General features: G+C 71.1%; 18 protein-coding genes. 10 read left to right on the top strand and 8 right to left on the bottom strand.

The features are described 5' to 3' along the window. The 8 genes from AC5JJ1_RS10380 to AC5JJ1_RS10345 all read left to right on the top strand — a co-directional run bounded on the left by AC5JJ1_RS10380 (position 1) and on the right by AC5JJ1_RS10345 (position 8,970). Positions 1 to 1,500: a mannitol dehydrogenase family protein gene (locus AC5JJ1_RS10380; protein WP_495785042.1), complete on the top strand. Its 1,500-nt coding sequence runs from the start codon at positions 1 to 3 to the stop codon at positions 1,498 to 1,500. Positions 1,501 to 1,654: 154 nt separating this feature from the next. Beyond that, complete coding sequence (locus AC5JJ1_RS10375; protein WP_495785041.1) at positions 1,655 to 2,935, top strand: ABC transporter substrate-binding protein; 1,281 nt, start codon at positions 1,655 to 1,657, stop codon at positions 2,933 to 2,935. Positions 2,936 to 2,947: 12 nt separating this feature from the next. Next, entirely contained in the window at positions 2,948 to 3,859 is a 912-nt protein-coding gene (locus AC5JJ1_RS10370; protein WP_495785040.1) for a carbohydrate ABC transporter permease, read from the top strand. A gap of 4 nt (positions 3,860 to 3,863) precedes the next feature. Then, on the top strand, positions 3,864 to 4,685 hold the full coding sequence (locus AC5JJ1_RS10365) for a carbohydrate ABC transporter permease (RefSeq protein WP_495785039.1): 822 nt from the start codon (positions 3,864 to 3,866) through the stop codon (positions 4,683 to 4,685). A 10-nt stretch (positions 4,686 to 4,695) separates the two neighbouring features. Further along, positions 4,696 to 5,799: an ABC transporter ATP-binding protein gene (locus tag AC5JJ1_RS10360; RefSeq protein ID WP_495785038.1), complete on the top strand. Its 1,104-nt coding sequence runs from the start codon at positions 4,696 to 4,698 to the stop codon at positions 5,797 to 5,799. Then, positions 5,796 to 6,740 carry a carbohydrate kinase family protein gene (locus AC5JJ1_RS10355; RefSeq protein WP_495785037.1) on the top strand — a complete coding sequence of 315 codons (945 nt, stop codon included), beginning with the start codon at positions 5,796 to 5,798 and terminating at the stop codon, positions 6,738 to 6,740. Before AC5JJ1_RS10360 ends, AC5JJ1_RS10355 begins: the two co-directional genes overlap by 4 nt. 2 nt (positions 6,741 to 6,742) lie before the next feature. Continuing rightward, entirely contained in the window at positions 6,743 to 8,203 is a 1,461-nt protein-coding gene (gene xylB, locus AC5JJ1_RS10350; protein ID WP_495785167.1) for a xylulokinase, read from the top strand. Further along, positions 8,200 to 8,970 (top strand): L-iditol 2-dehydrogenase, encoded by a 771-nt coding sequence (locus AC5JJ1_RS10345; protein WP_495785036.1) that lies wholly within the window; start codon positions 8,200 to 8,202, stop codon positions 8,968 to 8,970. Before xylB ends, AC5JJ1_RS10345 begins: the two co-directional genes overlap by 4 nt. Before the next feature lie 7 nt (positions 8,971 to 8,977). Here the strand turns inward: AC5JJ1_RS10345 and AC5JJ1_RS10340 are convergent, their stop codons facing one another. Next, positions 8,978 to 10,390, bottom strand: a complete 1,413-nt coding sequence (locus AC5JJ1_RS10340; RefSeq protein WP_495785035.1) for an FAD-binding oxidoreductase — start codon at positions 10,388 to 10,390, stop codon at positions 8,978 to 8,980. A 94-nt stretch (positions 10,391 to 10,484) separates the two neighbouring features. On the opposite strand from AC5JJ1_RS10340, the gene AC5JJ1_RS10335 reads away from it, so the two are divergent. Continuing rightward, positions 10,485 to 12,110 carry a GMC family oxidoreductase gene (locus AC5JJ1_RS10335; RefSeq protein WP_495785034.1) on the top strand — a complete coding sequence of 542 codons (1,626 nt, stop codon included), beginning with the start codon at positions 10,485 to 10,487 and terminating at the stop codon, positions 12,108 to 12,110. A gap of 171 nt (positions 12,111 to 12,281) precedes the next feature. Here the strand turns inward: AC5JJ1_RS10335 and AC5JJ1_RS10330 are convergent, their stop codons facing one another. From AC5JJ1_RS10330 to AC5JJ1_RS10320, 3 genes are all read right to left on the bottom strand, one after another. Next, the gene (locus AC5JJ1_RS10330; protein WP_495785033.1) at positions 12,282 to 12,761 is read right to left on the bottom strand and encodes a hydroxymethylglutaryl-CoA lyase-like TIM-barrel protein; all 480 of its coding nucleotides are present in this window, start codon (positions 12,759 to 12,761) and stop codon (positions 12,282 to 12,284) included. Between the two features lie 15 nt (positions 12,762 to 12,776). Further along, entirely contained in the window at positions 12,777 to 13,181 is a 405-nt protein-coding gene (locus tag AC5JJ1_RS10325) for a hypothetical protein (RefSeq protein ID WP_495785032.1), read from the bottom strand. Between the two features lie 63 nt (positions 13,182 to 13,244). After that, positions 13,245 to 13,964, bottom strand: coding sequence for a response regulator transcription factor (locus AC5JJ1_RS10320; protein WP_495785031.1), 720 nt, complete (start codon positions 13,962 to 13,964; stop codon positions 13,245 to 13,247). A gap of 359 nt (positions 13,965 to 14,323) precedes the next feature. On the opposite strand from AC5JJ1_RS10320, the gene AC5JJ1_RS10315 reads away from it, so the two are divergent. Then, positions 14,324 to 14,998, top strand: a complete 675-nt coding sequence (locus tag AC5JJ1_RS10315; protein ID WP_495785030.1) for an RraA family protein — start codon at positions 14,324 to 14,326, stop codon at positions 14,996 to 14,998. Between the two features lie 104 nt (positions 14,999 to 15,102). On the opposite strand, the gene tsaA is transcribed toward AC5JJ1_RS10315, so the two are convergent. From tsaA to AC5JJ1_RS10295, 4 genes are all read right to left on the bottom strand, one after another. Next, positions 15,103 to 15,549, bottom strand: coding sequence for a tRNA (N6-threonylcarbamoyladenosine(37)-N6)-methyltransferase TrmO (tsaA, locus tag AC5JJ1_RS10310; RefSeq protein ID WP_495785029.1), 447 nt, complete (start codon positions 15,547 to 15,549; stop codon positions 15,103 to 15,105). 36 nt (positions 15,550 to 15,585) lie between these two features. Next, positions 15,586 to 15,795, bottom strand: coding sequence for a hypothetical protein (locus AC5JJ1_RS10305; RefSeq protein ID WP_495785028.1), 210 nt, complete (start codon positions 15,793 to 15,795; stop codon positions 15,586 to 15,588). Further along, entirely contained in the window at positions 15,792 to 17,036 is a 1,245-nt protein-coding gene (locus AC5JJ1_RS10300) for a CaiB/BaiF CoA transferase family protein (protein WP_495785027.1), read from the bottom strand. Before AC5JJ1_RS10300 ends, AC5JJ1_RS10305 begins: the two co-directional genes overlap by 4 nt. A 199-nt stretch (positions 17,037 to 17,235) precedes the next feature. Beyond that, the gene (locus AC5JJ1_RS10295) at positions 17,236 to 18,633 is read right to left on the bottom strand and encodes a hypothetical protein (protein WP_495785026.1); all 1,398 of its coding nucleotides are present in this window, start codon (positions 18,631 to 18,633) and stop codon (positions 17,236 to 17,238) included. Between the last annotated feature and the right edge of the window lie 223 nt (positions 18,634 to 18,856).

Raw genomic sequence — 18,856 nt, 5'->3', positions numbered from 1 at the left:
ATGGCGAGGGATGATTCTGCGACGCCGGTTGCGCTCAATCGCGGCAACCTCCCCCTGCTCGGCACGCGGGCGGCGGTGCCGGCCTATGACGTGGCGGCGGTGCGGGCGGGGATCGTGCATCTCGGCCTCGGCGGATTCCATCGCGCGCACATGGCGCGCTACGTGCATGACCTGATGGGGCGGCGGGCGGATGCGCTGCGCTGGGGCATCCTCGGCGCGGGGCTGATGCCGGGCGACCAGGCGATGCAGGAGAGCCTTGCGCCGCAGGACTGGCTCTACACGCTGGTGGAGCGCAGCGGCGCCGGCGAGCAGGCGACCATCATCGGCTCGCTGGCGGGGATGGTGTTGGCGGCGGAGGACTCGGCCGCGCTGCTGCGCGCCATCGAGGATCCGGCGATCCGCATCGTGAGCCTCACGGTGACCGAGAACGGATATTGCCTGAACCGCGCGACGAAGCGCCTCGATCCGGAGCATCCGGCGATCCGCCACGACCTCGCCGAGCCGACGCGGCCGCGCAGTGCGATCGGCGTCGTCGTCGAGGGGCTGCGGCGACGGCGCGATGCGGGGCTTCCGCCGTTCACCGCGTTGAGCTGCGACAATATCGAGCACAACGGGCGGGTATTGCAGGCGGCGGTGCTCGACCTGGCGGGGCGGCAGGAGCCGGTGCTCGCCGAGTGGATCCGCGACGCGGCGAGCTTCCCGAGCACCATGGTCGACCGCATCACGCCGGTCACGCAGCCGGCGCAGGTGGAGGAGCTGCGCGAGCGGCTCGGCATCCTCGACCGCTGGCCGGTCTTCGCCGAACGCTTCACCCAATGGGTCATCGAGGACCGGTTCCCGCAGGGCCGGCCCGACTGGGACGAGGTCGGCGCGCAATTCGTCGACGACGTCCTGCCCTACGAAAAGATGAAGCTGCGGCTGCTGAATGCGAGCCATCTCGCCGTGGCGGGGCTTGGGCGGCTGGCCGGGTACACCATGATCGACGAGACGATGGCCGATCCGCTCTTTCCCCGCTACATGGCGGCATTGATGGATCGGGAGACGGGGCCGAGCCTCGAGCCCGTGCGGGGGGTCGACCTCGCCGGCTACAAGCGGCAGCTCATCGAGCGCTTCGCCAACACTGCGATCAAGGACACGGTGGAGCGCGTCAACACCGACGCCCCGATCAACCTGTTGGTCGACCCGATCCGCGCGCGGCTGCAGGCGGGCGGGACGGTGACTCTGCTGGCCCTGGCGCTCGCGGCCTGGTTCCGGCGCATCCGGGGCGAGGATGAGCAGGGCCGGACGATCGAGATCCGGCATCCGATGGCGGCCCTGCTGCAGGAGAGGGCGGCCGAAGGCGGGCCGGACCCGCGGCCCCTGCTCTCCATCCGCGCCCTGTTCGGCGACCTCGTCGAGGACGAGCGCCTGGTGGAGCCGCTCGGGCGCTGGCTTGCCTCGCTCTACGCTGCGGGCAGCTTGGCAACCCTGCGGCACGCGGCCGAGCAGGAAGGGTTCTAGCGCAACTCGTCGTGATGCCCCCGTGGCGGGCGATGGAACTAATACGAGCGAAGGAATGTTGCAGCGGGACCGGCAACCGGAGGCAGGGCCGGCACGCCATGAGGGAGGAACAGCAATGATGTTGCGCCGGATTGCGATTGCGTTGGCAGCCGTCATGGCCGCCGCCTTGCCGTCGGGGCCGGTGCTCGCCCAGTCCACCCTCACCATCGCCACGGTCAACAACGGCGACATGGTGGTGATGCAACGGCTCTCGGCGCAGTTCGAGCAGCAGCACCCCGACATCAAGCTGCGCTGGGTGGTCCTGGAGGAAAACGTCCTCCGCCAGCGCGTCACGACCGACATCGCAACCCGGGCCGGCCAGTTCGACATCATGACGATCGGCAATTACGAGGTGCCGATTTGGGCGCGGCAGGGCTGGCTCTCGGCGCTCGAGAACCTGCCGGCGGCGTATGACGTCAACGATATCCTCGCACCCGTCCGCGCCGGCATCAGCCATGACGGCAAGCTTTACGCGCTGCCCTTCTATGCCGAGAGCGCGATGACCTACTACCGGACCGACCTGCTGCAGCGCGCCGGCATCACCATGCCGGCCGAGCCAACCTTTGCGCAGATCCGCGAGATCGCCGAGAAGATCACTGACAAGGCGAACCAGGTCTACGGGCTCTGCCTGCGCGGCAAGCCGGGCTGGGGCGAGAATATGGGCTTCATCACCCCGCTGGTGACCGCCTTCGGCGGCCAGTGGTTCGACATGCAGTGGCGCCCGCGGATCGACACGCCGCAGTGGCGGAGCGCGATCACCTGGTACAGCGACGCGATGCGGCAATTCGGGCCGCCGGGCGCCACCTCGAACGGCTTCAACGAGAACTTGGCGCTGATGGCGGGCGGGCGCTGCGGCATCTGGATCGACGCCACGGTCGCGGCGGGGCTGCTCTTCGACCCGAAGCAGTCGCAGGTCGCGGACCGCATCGGCTTCGCGCCCATGCCGACGGGCGAGTTCACCGGCGGGCCGACTTGGCTGTGGAGCTGGAACCTCGCCATCCCCGCCACCTCCCGCCAGCAGGACGCCGCGCGGACCTTCATCACCTGGGCGACCTCGAAGGAGTATGTGCGCATGGTTGCGCAGGAGAATGGCTGGGTCTCGGTGCCGCCGGGCACGCGGCAGTCGACCTATGACAGCCAGGAGTACCAGCAGGCGGCGCCCTTCGCCGGCTTCGTGCAGCGCGCCATCATGAGCGCCAACCCGAATGCGCAGACGCGCGAGCCGCGGCCCTATTCGGGCGCGCAGTTCGCGGCGATCCCCGAGTACCAGGGCATCGGCACGCAGGTCGGGCAGACCATCGCCTCGACGCTGACCGGGGCGCCGGTCGAGCAGGCGCTGCGGAGCGCGCAATCGGCGACGGAGCGGACCATGCGGCAGGCCGGCTACCCGAAATAGGGCCGGCACGCCATGTCCTCCACCGCCATCGCGCCGGCGGCCGCGCCGGCGGCCGCGGAGAGCCCGCGCAAGCGCAGCACCCTGCCGCTCATCGCGCCCTCGGTGGGCGTGCTGCTGCTGTGGATGATCGTGCCGCTGGTGATGACGCTGTGGTTCTCCTTCCAGCGCTACAACCTGCTCAACCCTGAGGTGGGCGGCTTCGCCGGCCTCGAGAATTACGAGTTCCTCGTCACCGACCCGGATTTCTGGGCCTCGCTGACCAATACGCTGGTGCTGGTCGGCTCCGTGCTGGTCATCACCGTCGTCTTCGGCACCTTGCTCGCGGTGCTGTTCGACCAGCCCTTCCCGGGCCAGGGCGTCGCGCGGGTGCTCGCCATCTCGCCCTTCTTCGTCATGCCGACGGTCAGCGCGCTGGTGTGGAAGAACCTGATGATGCACCCGATCTACGGGGTGCTCGGCGTGCTGGCGCGGGCGGTCGGGATGGAGCCGGTGGACTGGTTCGCCGAGTATCCCATGGCGGCGATCATCGTCATCGTCTCCTGGCAATGGCTGCCCTTCGCCCTGCTGATTTTGCTCACGGCGGTGCAGTCGCTCGACCACGAGCAGAAGGAGGCGGCGCGGATGGACGGCGCCGGGCCGATCGCGCAATTCTTCTTCATCACCCTGCCGCATCTCGGGCGCGCCATCAGCGTCGTGGTGATGATCGAGACCATCTTCCTGCTCACCGTCTTCGCCGAAATCTTCGTCACCACCTCGGGCGGGCCGGGCAATGCGACGACGAACCTCGCCTTCCTGATCTATGCGCGGGCGCTGCTGCAGTTCGATGTGGGCGGCGGGTCGGCGGGCGGGGTGGTGGCGATCATCCTCGCCAATATCGTCGCCTTCTTCCTCGTCCGCTCCATCGCCCAGCGGCTGGAGGTCTGAGCCGATGCGCACCACCGGACGGCAGATGCTGCTCACCGCCATCCTGGGCTGGGGCGTGGCGCTGCTGCTCTTCTTCCCGATCTTCTGGATGGTGCTGACCAGCTTCAAGACCGAGGTCGCGGCCATCGAGGTGCCGCCACGCCTCTTCTTCACGCCGACGCTCGCGAGCTACCAGGAAGTCCAGGCGCGGGCGGACTACCTGCATTTCGCGCTGAACAGCGTCATCGTCTCGGTCGGCGGGACAGTGCTGGCGCTGGCCTTCGCCATCCCGGCAGCCTATGCCATGGCCTTCCACCCGACGCGGCGCACGCGCTCGACGCTGCTCTGGATGCTGTCGACCAAGATGCTGCCCTCGGTGGGCGTGCTGGTGCCGATCTACCTGCTGTTCCGCACCTTCGGCCTGCTCGACAGCCGCGCGGGGCTCGTCGTCATCTACGCGCTGATGAACCTGCCCATCGTGGTCTGGATGCTCTTCACCTTCTTCAAGGAGGTGCCGGGCGAGATCTTGGAGGCAGGGCGGATGGACGGCGCCCGAACCGGCTCCGAGTTCTGGCACCTGCTGCTGCCGCTCACCGTGCCGGGCATCGCCTCGACCGGGCTGCTCTCGCTCATCCTCTGCTGGAACGAGGCCTTCTGGAGCCTCAACCTCACCTCCTCCGAGGCGGCGCCGCTGACGGCCTTCATCGCCTCCTTCTCCTCGCCGCAGGGGTTGTTCTTCGCCAAGCTCTCGGCCGCTTCGACGGTCGCGGTCGCGCCCATCCTCGTCTTCGGCTGGCTGAGCCAGCGCCAGCTCGTGCGCGGGCTGACCTTCGGCGCCGTGAAGTAGGAGCCCATCCATGGCCACGCTCCAGCTCAAGGATATCCGCAAGAGCTATCTCGCCCATGAGGTCATCAAGGGCGTCAACCTCGATGTCGCGGACCGCGACTTCGTCGTCTTCGTCGGGCCCTCCGGCTGCGGCAAGTCGACCCTGCTGCGGATGATCGCGGGCCTCGAAGAGATCACCGGGGGCGAGCTGCTGATCGACGGCAAGCGCGTCAACGAGGTCGGGCCGGCGGATCGCGGCCTCGCCATGGTGTTCCAGTCCTACGCCCTCTACCCGCACATGACGGTGCGGCAGAACATGGGCTTTGCGCTCCGCATGGCGGGCGTTGCCAAGGCGGAGCGGGAGCGTAAGGTCGCCGAGGCGGCGCGCATCCTCCAGCTCGAACCCTATCTCGACCGGCGGCCGAAGGAGCTGTCGGGCGGGCAGCGGCAGCGCGTTGCGATCGGGCGGGCCATCGTGCGCAACCCGCGCATCTTCCTCTTCGACGAGCCGCTCTCCAACCTCGATGCGGCATTGCGCGGGCAGATGCGGATCGAGCTCGCCCGGCTGCATCAGGAGCTGGATGCGACCATGGTCTATGTGACGCATGACCAGGTCGAGGCGATGACGCTCGCCAGCAAGATCGTGGTGCTGCAGGCGGGGCGGGTGGAGCAGATCGGCTCGCCGCTCGAGCTCTACCACCACCCGGCCAATCTCTTCGTCGCCGGCTTCATCGGCTCGCCGCGGATGAACTTCCTCGAGGCGAGGATCCTCGGGGCGGATGCGGGCGGGGTGCGGGTGGCGCTGCGCTCGGGGGCGGAACTCACCGTGCCGGCCGCGATGAGCGGTGCGCAGGCCGGCGGGACGGCGACCCTCGGCATCCGGCCGGAGGCGCTGCGGCCGCACCCGGAGGGGGCGCTTGCCGGCGAGGTGCGGCTGGCCGAGCGGCTCGGTGGGCTGACGCTGCTGCATGTGACGCTGGCAGGGGGCGAGCCTCTGGTGGTGCAGATCGAGGGCGGGGACCAGACGGCGGCGCGGGCGCCGGTCCGCCTGGCGGTCGATGGCGCTGCCTGCCATCTCTTCGACGAGGCGGGACAGGCGCTGCCGGCGCTCGAGCAGCATCCGCTCGCTGCATGATCCTCGTCTGCGGCGAGGCGCTGATGGACCTCTTCCTCGGCGAAGCGGCGGGCGGCGCGGCGCTGCCGGTCAGGGCAACGGCGGGCGGCTCGCCTTTCAACGTCGCGGTGGGGCTGGCGCGGCTTGGGGTGCCGGCGGGTTATCTCGGCGGCCTGTCGCGCGATGCCTTTGGCGACTTCCTCGCCGCGCGGCTGGCGGCGGAGGGCGTCGATACGGCCCTTGCCCGCCGCAGCCCGCGGCCGACGCCCCTCGCCATCGTCTCGGCGGATGCGGAGGGCCAGCCAACCTACAGCTTCCATGCCGAGAACTGCGCCGACCGGGACCTGTCGCCCGGCGACCTTCCAGCGGCGCTCGGGCCTGGCGTCGAGGCCGTCGCCATGGGCTCCTTCGCCCTGGCGGTCGAGCCGGTGGGGAGCACGCTGCTCGCCCTGGCGGAGCGCGAGGCGGCGCAGCGGGTCCTCAGCCTCGACCCCAACCTGCGGCCGTCCGTGGTCGGCGATCTCGGACGATGGCGGGAGCGGCTCGGGCATTTCCTGCGCCTTGCGGCGATCGTCAAGCTGAGCAGCGAGGATCTCGAGACAGCCTATGGCGAGGGCGTGGATGCCGAGGCCTGGGCGCAGGATCGCCTGGCGGAGGGCACGGCGCTCGTGGTGCTGACGCAGGGCGGGCGCGGCGCCATCGGCTGGTCCTCCGCCGGGCGGGTGGAGGTGCCGGCGCGGCCGGTCGAGGTCATCGACACGGTGGGCGCGGGCGATACCTTCCATGCGGCGCTGCTCGCCCGGCTGCGGCATCGCGGGCTGCTGCGGCGCGAGGCCCTGGCAGGGCTCGGCATGGAGGCGCTCGGCGACGCGCTGGGCTCTGCGGAGCTCGCGGCCGGCCTCGCCTGTGCCCGTCGCGGGGCGGACCTGCCGCGGGCGGCCGAGGTCGAGGCGGCGGGGTGAGCATCTTCCTCGGCATCGACCTTGGCACCTCCTCGGTCAAGGCGCTGCTGGTGGACGAGGCGCAGCGCATCCTGGCGGATGCGGCGCGGCCCCTTTCCGTCACGCGGCCGCATCCGGGCTGGAGCGAGCAGGACCCGGAGGCCTGGTGGCAGGCGCTGCTCGGCCTCGCCGCCGAGTTGCGGGCGGCCCGGCCACGGGACTGGGCGGCGGTGCGGGGGGTGGGCCTCTCGGGGCAGATGCATGGCGCCGTGCTGCTCGATCAGGCGGGGGCGGTGCTGAGGCCCTGCATCCTCTGGAACGACACGCGCGCGGCCGCGGAATGCCGCGCGATGGATGCGGCGGTGCCGGGGCTGCATGCCATCGCCGGCAACCTCGCCATGCCGGGCTTCACCGCCCCGAAGCTGCTCTGGCTGCAGCGGCATGAGCCGGAGGTCTTCGCCCGCACCCGGCATGTGCTGCTGCCCAAGGCCTGGCTGCGCTACCGGCTGACCGGCGAGATGGCCGAGGAGATGTCGGACGCCTCCGGCACGCTCTGGCTGGATGTCGGGCGGCGGGACTGGTCGGAGGAACTGCTCGGGGCGACCGGCCTGTCGCGGGAGGCCATGCCGCGGCTGGTGGAGGGCAGCGCGCCGGCCGGGCGGCTGCGGCCGGCCCTCGCGGCGGAGTGGGGGTTCGAGCAGCCGCCGCTGTTGGCCGGGGGCGCGGGCGACAATGCGGCGGGCGCGGTCGGGCTCGGCGCCATCAGGCCGGGCGATGCCTTCGTCTCGCTCGGCACCTCGGGGGTCGTCTTCGCCACGACGGAGCACTACCGGCCCTGGCCCCAGGGGGCGGTGCACAGCTTCTGCCACGCATTGCCCGGGACCTGGCACCAGATGGGGGTGACGCTCTCGGCCGCCGCCTCGCTCGCCTGGTGGTCCGGCGTCGCGGGTGCGTCGGAGGCGGCGCTGCTGGCGGAGGTGCCGGCGGTTCGGGCGTCGGGCGAGGCGCTCTTCCTGCCCTACCTCTCCGGCGAGCGGACGCCGCACAATGACGGCGCGGTGCGGGGGGCCTTTGCCGGGCTGTCGCAGGAGAGTGGGCGCGCGACGCTGACCCAGGCGGTGCTGGAAGGCGTCGCCTTCTCGCTGCGCGACGGGCTGGATGCGCTGGCCGCCTCCGGCACGGCGCTGCGGGAGGCGACGGTGATCGGCGGCGGGTCGCGCTCGCGGCTTTGGGTCGGCATCCTGGCCGCGGCGCTTGGCATCCCGCTGCACCGCCTGGCGGCGGGCGAACTGGGCGGCGCCTTCGGCGCGGCGCGGCTGGCCCGGCTGGCCGTCACCGGCGAGGCGGCCGAGGCGGTCTGCACCGCCCCGGAGCGGGCGGAAACCATCCTGCCCGAGCCCGGCCTCGCCGCCGCCTATGCCGAGCGGCTGCCCCGCTGGCGGACGCTCTACCCTGCCCTTTCATCCCTGGGGACGACGTCATGATGCTGCGCGGGAAATCCGCCCTGGTCACCGGCGCAGCGCGCGGCATCGGCCGCGCCATCGCCGAACGCTATGTCCGCGAGGGCGCGCGGGTGATGATCGGCGACCTCAATGCCGAGGCCGGCGCCGCGGCGGCGCAGGCGATCGGCGAGGGCGCGCATTCGCTCCATCTCGACGTCACGCGGCAGGAGAGCATCGACGCCGCCATCGCCGGCACCGTCGCGGACTTCGGCCGGCTCGACATCCTGGTGAACAATGCCGGCATCTTCGATCTGGCCCCCATCGTCGAGATCACGCGCGAAAGCTATGCCCGCGTCTATGCGGTGAATGTCGAGGGGCTACTCTTCACCTTGCAGGCGGCGGCGCGGCAGATGATCGCGCAGGGCGGCGGCGGCAGGATCATCAACTTCGCCTCCCAGGCCGGGCGGCGTGGCGAGGCTCTGGTCGCCGTCTACTGCTCCTCCAAGGCGGCGGTGATCAGCCTGACGCAGAGCGCGGGGCTCGACCTCATCCGGCACGGCATCAACGTCAACGCCATCGCGCCGGGCGTGGTCGACAACGAGCATTGGGACGATGTGGACCGGCGCTTCGCCCGCTACGAGGGCTTGCCGCCGGGCGAGAAGAAGCGCCAGGTCGGCGCGGCGGTGCCGATCGGGCGGATGGCACGGCCGGAGGAGATCGCCGGCCTCGCCGCCTTCCTCGCCGGGCCGGACGCCGGCTATGTCGTGGCGCAGACCTACAACATCGACGGCGGCAACTGGATGAGCTGAGGCCCGCCTAGTTCGACGGAAGCACCTTGCCCGGGTTCATGATGCCCTGCGGGTCGAGCGTCGCCTTGATCCGCCGCATCAGCTCCAGCGCCAGCGGGTCCTTCAGCGCCTGCATGACGTGGAGCTTGCCGGTGCCGATGCCGTGCTCGGCGCTGAAGCTGCCGCCGAGGCTGGTGGCGATCTCGTTCACCACCATGTCGGCGGCGCCGGCACGGACGGCCCAGTCCGGCTGGGCGAGGCCGGGCGGGGCCTTCAGGCTGACATGGATGTTGCCGTCGCCGGCATGGCCGATGGCGAACATGCGGCCCTCCGGCCAGCGCTCGGCCAGCGCTGCCTCGGTGCGGGCGAGGAAGGCGGGCACGGCGGAGACGGGCACGGCCGTGTCGGTGGAGATGGACGGACCGTCGACGCGGGCGAATTCGGGGAAGTCCTCGCGGATGCGCCAGAAGGCGAGGCGCTGGGCCTCGCTTTCGGCGGGGACGGCATCGGTGCATTCGCTGGCCTCGAGCGCGGCTTCCAGCGCCGCCTCCAGCATGGCGCGGACCGGGACGGCGGGGTGCGGCGCGGCGAGCTCGACCATGACGAACCAGGGGCTCTCCAGCGGCAGCGGCAGGCGGAGCTGCGGACCGTGACGGGCGACCATCTCCAGGCAGAGGCGGTTCATCAGCTCGAAGGCGACCAGCTCCGCCCCGGCAGCCTGCATGCGGGAGAGCAGGGCGAGCGCCGCATCCGGTGAGGGCACGGCAAGGAAAGCGGTCTCGACGGCGCGCAGCGGCGGCACCATGCGGAGCGCGGCGGCGGTGATGACGCCGAGCGTGCCCTCGGCGCCGATGAAGAGATGGCGCAGCGCGTAGCCGCTGTTGTCCTTCCGCACGCGGCGGAGGTCGTTCAGCACCCGGCCGTCGGCGAGGACGACCTCGAGGCCGAGCACCAGCTCCCGCGCATTGCCCCAGCGGATGGTGCGGATGCCCCCCGCATTGGTGCCGAGCATGCCGCCGATCTGCGCCGTCCCCTGCGCGCCCCAGGCGATGGGGAAGAGGCGGTCGACGGCGGCGGCGGCCTGCTGCACCTGTTGCACCACGCATCCGGCCTCGGCGACGAGGGAGAAGTCGCGCGCATCGACGTCGCGGATGCGGTTCAGCCGCTCGAGGCTGAGGATGAGGGAGCGCGGCTCGCCCGGGCGGGCCACGGCGGCGCCGGCGAGGCCGGTGCGGCCGCCGGCCGGGACGACCGGGATGGCCGCCTCGCTGGCGAGGCGCATGGCGGCGGAGACCTCCTCCACCGTGCCGGGCTTCAGCACGGCGAGCGGCATGGCGCGGGAGGTGCCGCGCCAGTCGACGGCGTAGGGCGCCAGATCCGCCGGGTCGGTCAGGCAGTGTCTTGGGCCGAGGGCTTCGGCCAGGGCATCGAGCACGGGCATGGCAGGCAGTCTCCCGCCCCTCCCCTGCCCCGGCAAGCCCCTTGGCGCACGGGGGCAACAAGGCTTCACTAGGCCCGGTCTGGGAGGGACGAGGATGAGCGACAACCTGCCGGTGAGCGCCGACTATGTCGTGGTAGGCGCCGGCTCGGCCGGCTGCGCGGTGGCGGCGCGGCTCTCGGAGGATCCCTCCGTGCGGGTGGTGCTGCTGGAGGCCGGGTCGCGGGACTGGAACCCGTGGCTGCATGTGCCGATCGGCTATGCCAAGACCATGTATCACCCGACGCTTTCCTGGAACCTCATGACCGAGCCGGAGCCTGAGCTTGAGGGGCGGCGGGTGCCCTGGCCGCGCGGGCGGGTGCTCGGCGGTTCCTCCGCCATCAACGGGCTGCTCTATGTTCGCGGCCAGCAGGAGGATTATGACCATTGGCGGCAGCTCGGCTGCACTGGCTGGTCCTTCGAGGATGTCCTGCCCTATTTCCGCCGGGCCGAGGACCAGGAACGCGGCGGGAGCCGGCTGCATGGCACGGGCGGGCCACTCGCCGTCAGCGACCTGCGCGACCGCAATCCGCTGGCGCAGTCCTTCGTCGATGCAGCGGTCGAGCTCGGCTTCCCGCGCAACGAGGACTTCAACGGCGAGACGCAGGAAGGCGCCGGCTTCTACCAGACGACCTCGCGCAAGGGCTGGCGGGTGAGCGCGGCCAAGGCCTATCTGAAGCCGGCACGCAACCGCCCCAACCTCATCATCGTCGCTGATGCTCACAGCACCGGACTCGTCCTGGAGGGGCGCCGGGCGGCCGGCGTGCGCTTCCGCCGGCATGGTGCGATGCTGGCCGTGCGGGCGGAGCGGGAGGTGATCCTCTGCGGCGGCGCCATCGCCTCGCCGCACCTGCTGCTGCTTTCGGGAATCGGGCCGGCAGGGCATCTGCAGGAGATGGGCATCGAGGTGGTGCATGACCTGCCCGCGGTCGGGACCAATCTGCAGGACCATTTCCAGGCGCGGCTGGCCTTTCGGATCAACAAGCCGGTTAGCATGAACACCCGGACTCGGAGCCTCTGGGGCCAGTTCCTGATGGGGGCGGAATTCGCCATCCGCCGCACCGGGCCGCTGACGGTGAGCGCCGGCACGGCCGGGCTCTTCGCGCGCGTGCTGCCGGGCAGCGCGACGCCCGACGTGCAGTACCACTTCCTGCCCTTCAGCGCGGAGAAGAGCATGCAGCAGCTGCATCCCTTCCCCGGCATGACCATCAGCGCCTGCCAGCTTCGGCCGGAGAGCCGGGGCAGCATCACGCTCGCCAGCGCGGACCCGATGGCGAAGGCGCGCATCCAGGCCAATTACCTCGCCACCGAGACCGACCGGCGCTGCATGGTCGAGGGCATCAAGCTCGGGCGGCGGCTGGCGCAGACGCGGGCGCTCGGGCAATGGGTGGAGGAGGAGATCGTGCCCGGCGCGGAGACGGCGAGCGACGACGAGATCCTCGCCTTCATCCGGCGGACGGGCATCACGATCTACCATCCGAGCGGCACCTGCCGCATGGGCGGCGACGCGGCGAGCGTGGTCGATCCGGAGTTGCGGGTGCGGGGCATCGAGGGGCTGCGCGTCGCCGATGCCTCGGTCATGCCGACGGTCGTCTCGGGCAATACCAATGCGCCTGCCATCATGATCGGCGAGAAATGCGCCGACCTCGTGAAGGCGGCGGCGCGGGTGCGGCTGGCGGCCTGACGCAGGCCGCACGCCGGTCCATGCGGCGGCGCGGACAGCGGGCGAGGGCAACCTCCGCCGGCGGCATCGGGCGGGAGCAGCGTTGGGGCACGTTTCCTCTGCCCGGCTTACGGAACGCGCTCCGGCCTGTTTTCCGGTCGAGTCGATCACTCGATCCGACCGGGGTTTGCTCTAGCCAGCCTCCTCCATGCGCAGGATGCGACTGTGCAGCGCGCGGCCGAGCGCCTGCTCGGCAGCGCGGCCGGCACGACGCAGCGGCGCCGGCTGGAGGCCGGTGCCGAGGCCCATGGCGGCAAGCGCCGCTGCTAATTCCTCGGCGCAGCAGAAGCCGCCGGCGCCGCCCAGCGCCGCGTCGGCCTCCGTGATCCCCGATTCGATCGCGGCAAGGGTATTGGCGAGGGCGGTGCCGCGCCGGTCGCCGAAGCGGGCGATGAAGCTTGCAGTCGGCAGCCCGCCATGCAGCCAGCCGATCAGGTCGCGGAGGCGGGGCGGCGTCGCGGCGCCTTCCGCATCGGCGATGGCGATGCGGGTGATGCCGAACTCGGCCAGGCGCTCGGCATCGTCCAGCACGCCGGCGGGCATGGCGGATTCGGCGAAGGCGGCGGCGATGCTGGCGCAGAGGGTGAAGCGGCCATTCGCCTCGGCCGCCATCGCGGCGATGCCCGCTCAGCGGGCGGCGCTATCCTCGCCAAACAGCGCCCGGGCGGCGGCGTCGGTGGCAGCGATCGGCAGCAGCAGCTCCTCCGGCCCCCAGCCGCTGTCCTGGGCGAGGAGGGCACGGCGAACGGCCCCGAGGTCGGGACAGAACACCTGCCAGACGAGGCCGGGGCGGCGGGGAGCGCCGCGCAGCAGCGCTTCGGCATCGGCGATGCGGGCCGGATCGCGGTAGCTGGTGAGGCCGATGCGGTGGTAGCGGGCCTCGGCCATGGCAGCGGCGAGGGCGAGCCGGGCCGCGCCCGGCAGCGGCGGGCCCTCGCTCAGGAGGCAGTCGCCGAGGCAGATGTCGGGAGCGGCCGGGGCCGGCGCGCCGGTGATCTCCTCCAGCTCGACGGCACTCGGCAGTTCACTCATCCGGCGCGTCCTTTGGCGGGCTCGCCATGCTGCTGCCCGGCCAAAGGACTGGCAAGACGCTCCTCAGGCCTGGCCGAGGCCGAGGGCGGCGGGGGCGAGCTTGTAGCCGCCCGCCTCGGTCAGCAGGAGCCGCGCCTGGGAGGGATCGGGCTCGATCTTCTGGCGGAGGCGGTAGACATGCGTCTCCAGCGTGTGGGTCGTCACCGCGCTGTTGTAGCCCCAGACCTCGTTCAGCAGGATCTGCCGCCCCACCGGCTTGCCGCCCGCGCGGTAGAGGTATTTCAGGATCGCGCATTCCTTGTCGGTCAGGCGGATGCGGCGGTTGCGCGCCGGCTCCATCAGGGTCCGGACGCTCGGGCGGAACATGTATGGCCCGATGGAGAAGATCGCATCCTCGCTGTTGTCGAAGATGCGGAGCTGGGCGCGGACACGGGCCAGCAGCTCCGGCAGGCGGAAGGGCTTGGCGATGTAATCGTTGGCGCCCGAATCGAGCCCGCGGACGACATCTTGTTCGCCATCCGCACCGGTCAGCATGATGACGGGCATGCGGCGGCCGTCGCGGCGGAGCTTGGCGCAGAAGTCACGCCCGTCGGCATCGGGCAGGCCGATATCGAGCAGGATGGCGTCGTAGCGGGCATTGGCGTCGGCGAGCTTGGCCTCCGCCTGGCCTGCGCTCTCGGCCTCATCGGCCGTGAAGTCGCCGTTAAGGGCAAGCTGCTCGGCCAGCGTGGCGCGCAGGGCGGCATCGTCCTCGACGATCAGGATGGGGCGCGGCGTCGTCATCAAAGCCTCCGGTTGGGGGTCGGCGTCAGGCACTCGGTTGATTTGTAGCCAGGATGATTTTTCAACCTATTGGATGGAATACTTCGTTCCTGTTAGCGCACAAAGGTAACTCTGCTCATCCATGGACACGATGCTGTTAAGCCCCAGAATAGCGGAGCCGCGATCATCCAGGCGGCTCTCGGAACTGGGTCCTGGAATCGAGTGGATCCGGTAACGTCACTGTTGCGATACGTGCCGGAGGACCAAGGGATCCGGTAGCGTCATCGGCGCACGCAAATTTGAGAAGCGAACTCCCGCGGCTCGACAGAGTCCGTCCGCCAGGCATGATGCAGGCCCATGATCCAATGGAGAGACAGCCCATGACACTCGGCTTCCGAGTCCGGCCGGTGACGAGTCGCGTCGATCGCGCGCTCTGCGCCCGCGCCGCTGCCATCCCGGCCGCCAATATCGGCGATGTGGTGAACCGCATGCAGACCATGCGCGGCGGCTTCCGCGCCTTCGGCAGCACGCTCGCCGTGGCGGGGCCGGCCTTCACCGTGCGGGCGCGCTCGGGCGACAACCTGATGCTGCACCGGGCGATCGACATGGCCGAGGCCGGCGATGTCATCGTCATCGATGCCGGCGGCGATCTCGACATCGCCATCACCGGCGAGCTGATGATGGGCTGGGCCGCGCGGCGCGGAATCGCGGCGGTCATCGTCGATGGCGCGGTGCGCGATGCGGCGCAACTCGGCGAGCTGCCGATCGGCATCTGGGCGCGGGGCATCACGCCCTCGGGCCCCTACAAGGACGGGCCCGGCGAGATCGGCTATCCCGTCGCCTGTGGCGGGCAGGTGGTGATGCCGGGCGACCTCGTGATGGCGGATGAGGATGGCGTCGTCGTGCTGCCGGCGGCGGAGGCGGCGGAGGCGATCACGGCGGCGGAAGGACACCAAGCGAAGGAGGCCCGGGCGCAGGAGGCGATCGATGGCGGACGCTGGGAGCGCGACTGGGTGGTGGCGGCGCTGCGCGCGAAGGGCTGCGGCGGCGTGTGACGAGAGCGGTTTCCGTTCGCACTGGCTCACGGAAGCCGCTCTCATCTATTGTCCCGCCAAGCAAGTTCCTCCGAGCAGGTGATCCCACTTGATCGCAGTTTGCTCTAGCGGGGCGCGAGCCAACCCATGCTCGCCTCGGGCTCGGCATCGACCGTCGGCAGATAGGGCTTGATGTCGAGCAGCGGCGTGAGGCTGGCGCAGTCCAGGTTGCGGACCAGCAGCACGCCGGGCGCGGCGAAGCCCTCGAATTGAACGACGGAAAGGGCGATCGGGTTGGGCCGCACCGGGGCACGGGTGGCGAAGACGCCGCGCGGGCCGGCGGCGAATCGCGGTGTGATGGTCAACGGCGCCGGCTCCGCGAGGTGCATCCAGTAGAGCAGGATCAGGTGGGAGAAGCTGTCGAGCTGGTCGAGCCCCTCGCGGTAGGGCTCGGCGATGACGGCGCGGCAGAGCGGGCGCGGCTCGGGCTGGCGGCCGTTGCGCGGGCAGTCCGCAGGGCTCGGCCATGGTGTCTCCAGATGGCCGATGGGGGTGAGGGTGAAGCCGGGCACGCGGGAAGCATAGGCGCCGTCCTGCGCTCCGGCCAGTCAGCGTCCCTGGATGGCGGGATTGGGCGGGATGACGGGGGTCGTCGTCGGGCTGCGATTGGGCAGGGGCGCGCGGATGCCGGGATCGACACCGGCCTCGGGGCGCAGCAGGCCGGTATTGGCGGCGGCCGCGTCGCCGCGGGTCGGGCCCGGCGCCGGGCGCCCGGCGTGATCCGTGCAGGCGGCGAGCAGCGGAAGGGCGAGGATCATCCAGGGGCGCATGCCGGTGCAACGTCCCCTGGCGCGGCCGGTTCGACGCCGCGGACGGCGCCGGCCGAGAGCAGCGCGGCGATCTCCGCCTCCCCATAGCCGGCTTCCTGCAGGATCGTAGCGCTGTGCTCGCCGAGGCGGGGTGCCGGGCTGCGCTCGCCGGCCGGGCAGGCGGAGAAGGCGAAGGGCACGGCCATGCGGGTGAGCGGCCCCTCGGTCGGATGCTCCTCGCGGCCGAAGAAGCCGGTCGCCCGGAGATGCGGGTCCTCGAAGACGCTCTCCAGCGTATGCACGGGCGTCACCGGCAGGTCGGCGGCGGCCAGGAGCTCCATCCACTCGGCGGTGCTGCGCTTGAGGAATTCCCCGGCCAGCATCGCCAGGATCGCGTCGATATGGCGGGTGCGCGTGGCGTGGCTGGCGAAGCGCGGGTCGGTCGAGACCAGGTCCGGCCAGTCGACCGCGACACAGAAGCTGCGCCACTGCCGGTCGTTGTAGATCATCGTGCAGACATGGCCGTCGCGGGTGCGGTAGGGGCGGCGGTCGGGCGAGAGCAGCCTTCCATACCCGCCGGCATCGAGCGGCGGGTCGAAGACCTTGCCGCCGAGATGGTCGCCGAGGACGAAATTCAGCATCGTCTCGAACATTGGCACCTCGACCAGCTGCCCCTCCCCGCTCCGCTCGCGGTGGACGAGGGCGGCGCAGAGGGCGCCGAGCGCGGCGAGGCCGGTGACGCGGTCCGCCATGGCGAGCGGCGCGTAGCGCGGCGTGCCGTCGCCGGTGCGGGACTGCAGGTGGGCGATGCCGGCGGCGCCCTGCATCAGGTCGTCATAAGCCGGGCGCGGGGCATAGGGGCCGGACTGCGCATAGCCGAGCACGGCACCGTAGACGAGGCGCGGGTTGACCGCGCGGAGCGCCGGATAGTCGAGGCCGAGGCGGGCCATCGCCGCCGGGCGGATGTTGGTCACCAGCACATCGGCCCCGCGTGCTAGGCGCAGCAGCACCTCGCGTGCCTCGGGGCGCTTCAGGTCCAGGGCGATGCTGCGCTTGCCGCGGTTGATGGTGAGGAACATGCCGCCCATGCCCGGGCTGCGGCCGGGTCCGATCAGGCGGACCATGTCGCCCTCCGGCGCCTCCACCTTGGTGACCTCGGCGCCCATCTCGGCGAGGAGCTGGGTGCAGTAGGGACCGACCAGCACGGTGGTCAGGTCGAGCACGCGGATGCCCGCGAGCGGTCCGGGCATGCGGCCAGCTCCTCCTTCGCATCGGCCGAGGCGTGAAGCGCGGGCCTTGCCGGGCAGGATCGCCCGTTGCCCCGCTTCGCTCAAGAGCCGCATGGCGGGGCAGCGGCGCCGCCCTTCCCGGCAGCATTCCCATTACGCGTCGAGGCCGCGCCCCGGCATGCTCGCCGCCATCCTGATGGATGGCGCGCCGCCCGCAGCCTCAGCCGGTGCCGCCGGCGCCGACTAACTCGCTGCCGCCCGGCCTTGTTGCCGCCCGCAGCTTCGGCCGCAGCACCACCAGGGCGACGAAGAGGCTGAGCCAGAGCAGCCGCGCCTGGTAGCGGTCGGCCGGGCCGGAAAGGCCGCCGGTGATCGCCGCATTGCCTATCATCGCCGCGACCAGCAGCGCCGCCAGCGCCAGTTCCGGCAGGGACCAGCCGCGGCGGAAGGCCAGCACCAGCAGCCCGACCAAGCCGAGACAGAAGGCGCCGACATGCAGCGGCGTCAGCCTGTGGGCAAAGGGACGGGCCTCGCCCTGCTGCTGGCGGGAGGCGCGGTAGGCAGCATGCTCCCCTGGGAAGAAGCGGGCGATCACCGGCTCCGGCCCGGGCAGGCTGGGCCAGGCTTCGAGGCCGTCGCCGCTGGCGGTGGTGACGAGCTGGTGCAGCGTGTTCCGCACCGTGCCGGCCACCACGCCGAGCGGGTCATCGGCGATCACGCCGCGGATGATGGCCCGGGCCTCCGGCGTCCAGGCCTTCGGCCCGCCGAGATCAGCATAGAGCGGCCCGTCCAGCGTCCAAAGGAAGAGGTTGTGCTCGGTGCCGATGCGGTCGAGCGCGCCGCAGATCCGGTAGCCGATCGCCGGGCAGTTCCGCTCGAGATAGGCACGCCCGCTGCCGTCGAAGATCAGCCGGGTGGCGAGGAAGACGGAGCCGAAGGGGGAGATGGAGATGATGCGGTGCGCCGCCGCATTCACCGCCAGCAGGGCGGCAATGGAAAGGACCGCCGGAAGCAGCATCCGGCCGAGGCCGCGCATCGCCGCCCCAGCCCCCCGGCTGAAGCCGAGCAGCGCGGCAGAGATCACCGCGAGGCCAATGGCGAGCGGCACATGGCTCTGGTGGACCACCACCGCCAGGCTGGCGAGGCCGAGCAGGTAAGGCCGCTCCCACCGCCCGAGCGCCGACCAGTGAAAGCCAAGCAGCCAGATGCAGAGCACGACAAGGCCGGTGAAGACGTCCGGCATGATCTGGGCGGCGACGAAGGGCAGGCCGGTCAGCATCGCCAGCGCCGCAGCAGCGACGACCAGCGGCACCGGCCCCGGCTGGCGCTGGACCCGCAGCACGAGGTGCAGCAGATGCGCCACCAGCAGCCCCTGGCCGATCACCACCGGCCAGAGCGAAATTCTCCAGTGCAGGGCGTGAATGAAGAGGCTGTAGAAGGGCGGCCTGTCCCAGCCGACATAGCCCATCAGGGCCTGGCCGAGATAGGTCCCGGTATCGGCGAAGACCAGCGGGTAGCCGTTCCATGCGGCTGGCCAAATCAGCAGCAGGGCTGCCAGGCCGATGGCCCAGGGCGGGGTCGCGTCCCCTCCGGCCGGAGCGGCTGACGTCAGTGCCAACGGAACCGCGGGCGGGTTCGGAGGTTGTAATGCTTTGAGCATTATTACGCGCTTCGGGTCGTGGGCCTTCCGGATAACTCGACGACCCGCGGGAGTCATATGTCGCTTTGTTGAGGAACAGCAACGTGATCTGGGTTAACTGGCATGCAGAACGCTCGGGCCTGGGCGCCTAGTGTTCTGACCGAGACAGAGGTTTCCCTATCCGGTTGGGATGTGCGATCCG

It is taken from the genome of Belnapia sp. (assembly GCF_059504005.1).
Note: the sequence above shows the minus strand (reverse complement) of the source record. Positions and strands in the feature narration are given on the sequence as shown.

Coding starts and splice junctions, on each gene's coding strand:
- AC5JJ1_RS10380 (WP_495785042.1), top strand. CDS start 1: ATGGCGAGGGATGATTCTGCGACGCCGGTTGCGCTCAATCGCGGCAAC.
- AC5JJ1_RS10375 (WP_495785041.1), top strand. CDS start 1,655: ATGGCCGCCGCCTTGCCGTCGGGGCCGGTGCTCGCCCAGTCCACCCTC.
- AC5JJ1_RS10370 (WP_495785040.1), top strand. CDS start 2,948: ATGTCCTCCACCGCCATCGCGCCGGCGGCCGCGCCGGCGGCCGCGGAG.
- AC5JJ1_RS10365 (WP_495785039.1), top strand. CDS start 3,864: ATGCGCACCACCGGACGGCAGATGCTGCTCACCGCCATCCTGGGCTGG.
- AC5JJ1_RS10360 (WP_495785038.1), top strand. CDS start 4,696: ATGGCCACGCTCCAGCTCAAGGATATCCGCAAGAGCTATCTCGCCCAT.
- AC5JJ1_RS10355 (WP_495785037.1), top strand. CDS start 5,796: ATGATCCTCGTCTGCGGCGAGGCGCTGATGGACCTCTTCCTCGGCGAA.
- AC5JJ1_RS10345 (WP_495785036.1), top strand. CDS start 8,200: ATGATGCTGCGCGGGAAATCCGCCCTGGTCACCGGCGCAGCGCGCGGC.
- AC5JJ1_RS10340 (WP_495785035.1), bottom strand. CDS start 10,390: ATGCCCGTGCTCGATGCCCTGGCCGAAGCCCTCGGCCCAAGACACTGC.
- AC5JJ1_RS10335 (WP_495785034.1), top strand. CDS start 10,485: ATGAGCGACAACCTGCCGGTGAGCGCCGACTATGTCGTGGTAGGCGCC.
- AC5JJ1_RS10330 (WP_495785033.1), bottom strand. CDS start 12,761: ATGGCGGCCGAGGCGAATGGCCGCTTCACCCTCTGCGCCAGCATCGCC.
- AC5JJ1_RS10325 (WP_495785032.1), bottom strand. CDS start 13,181: ATGAGTGAACTGCCGAGTGCCGTCGAGCTGGAGGAGATCACCGGCGCG.
- AC5JJ1_RS10320 (WP_495785031.1), bottom strand. CDS start 13,964: ATGACGACGCCGCGCCCCATCCTGATCGTCGAGGACGATGCCGCCCTG.
- AC5JJ1_RS10315 (WP_495785030.1), top strand. CDS start 14,324: ATGACACTCGGCTTCCGAGTCCGGCCGGTGACGAGTCGCGTCGATCGC.
- AC5JJ1_RS10305 (WP_495785028.1), bottom strand. CDS start 15,795: ATGATCCTCGCCCTTCCGCTGCTCGCCGCCTGCACGGATCACGCCGGG.
- AC5JJ1_RS10300 (WP_495785027.1), bottom strand. CDS start 17,036: ATGCCCGGACCGCTCGCGGGCATCCGCGTGCTCGACCTGACCACCGTG.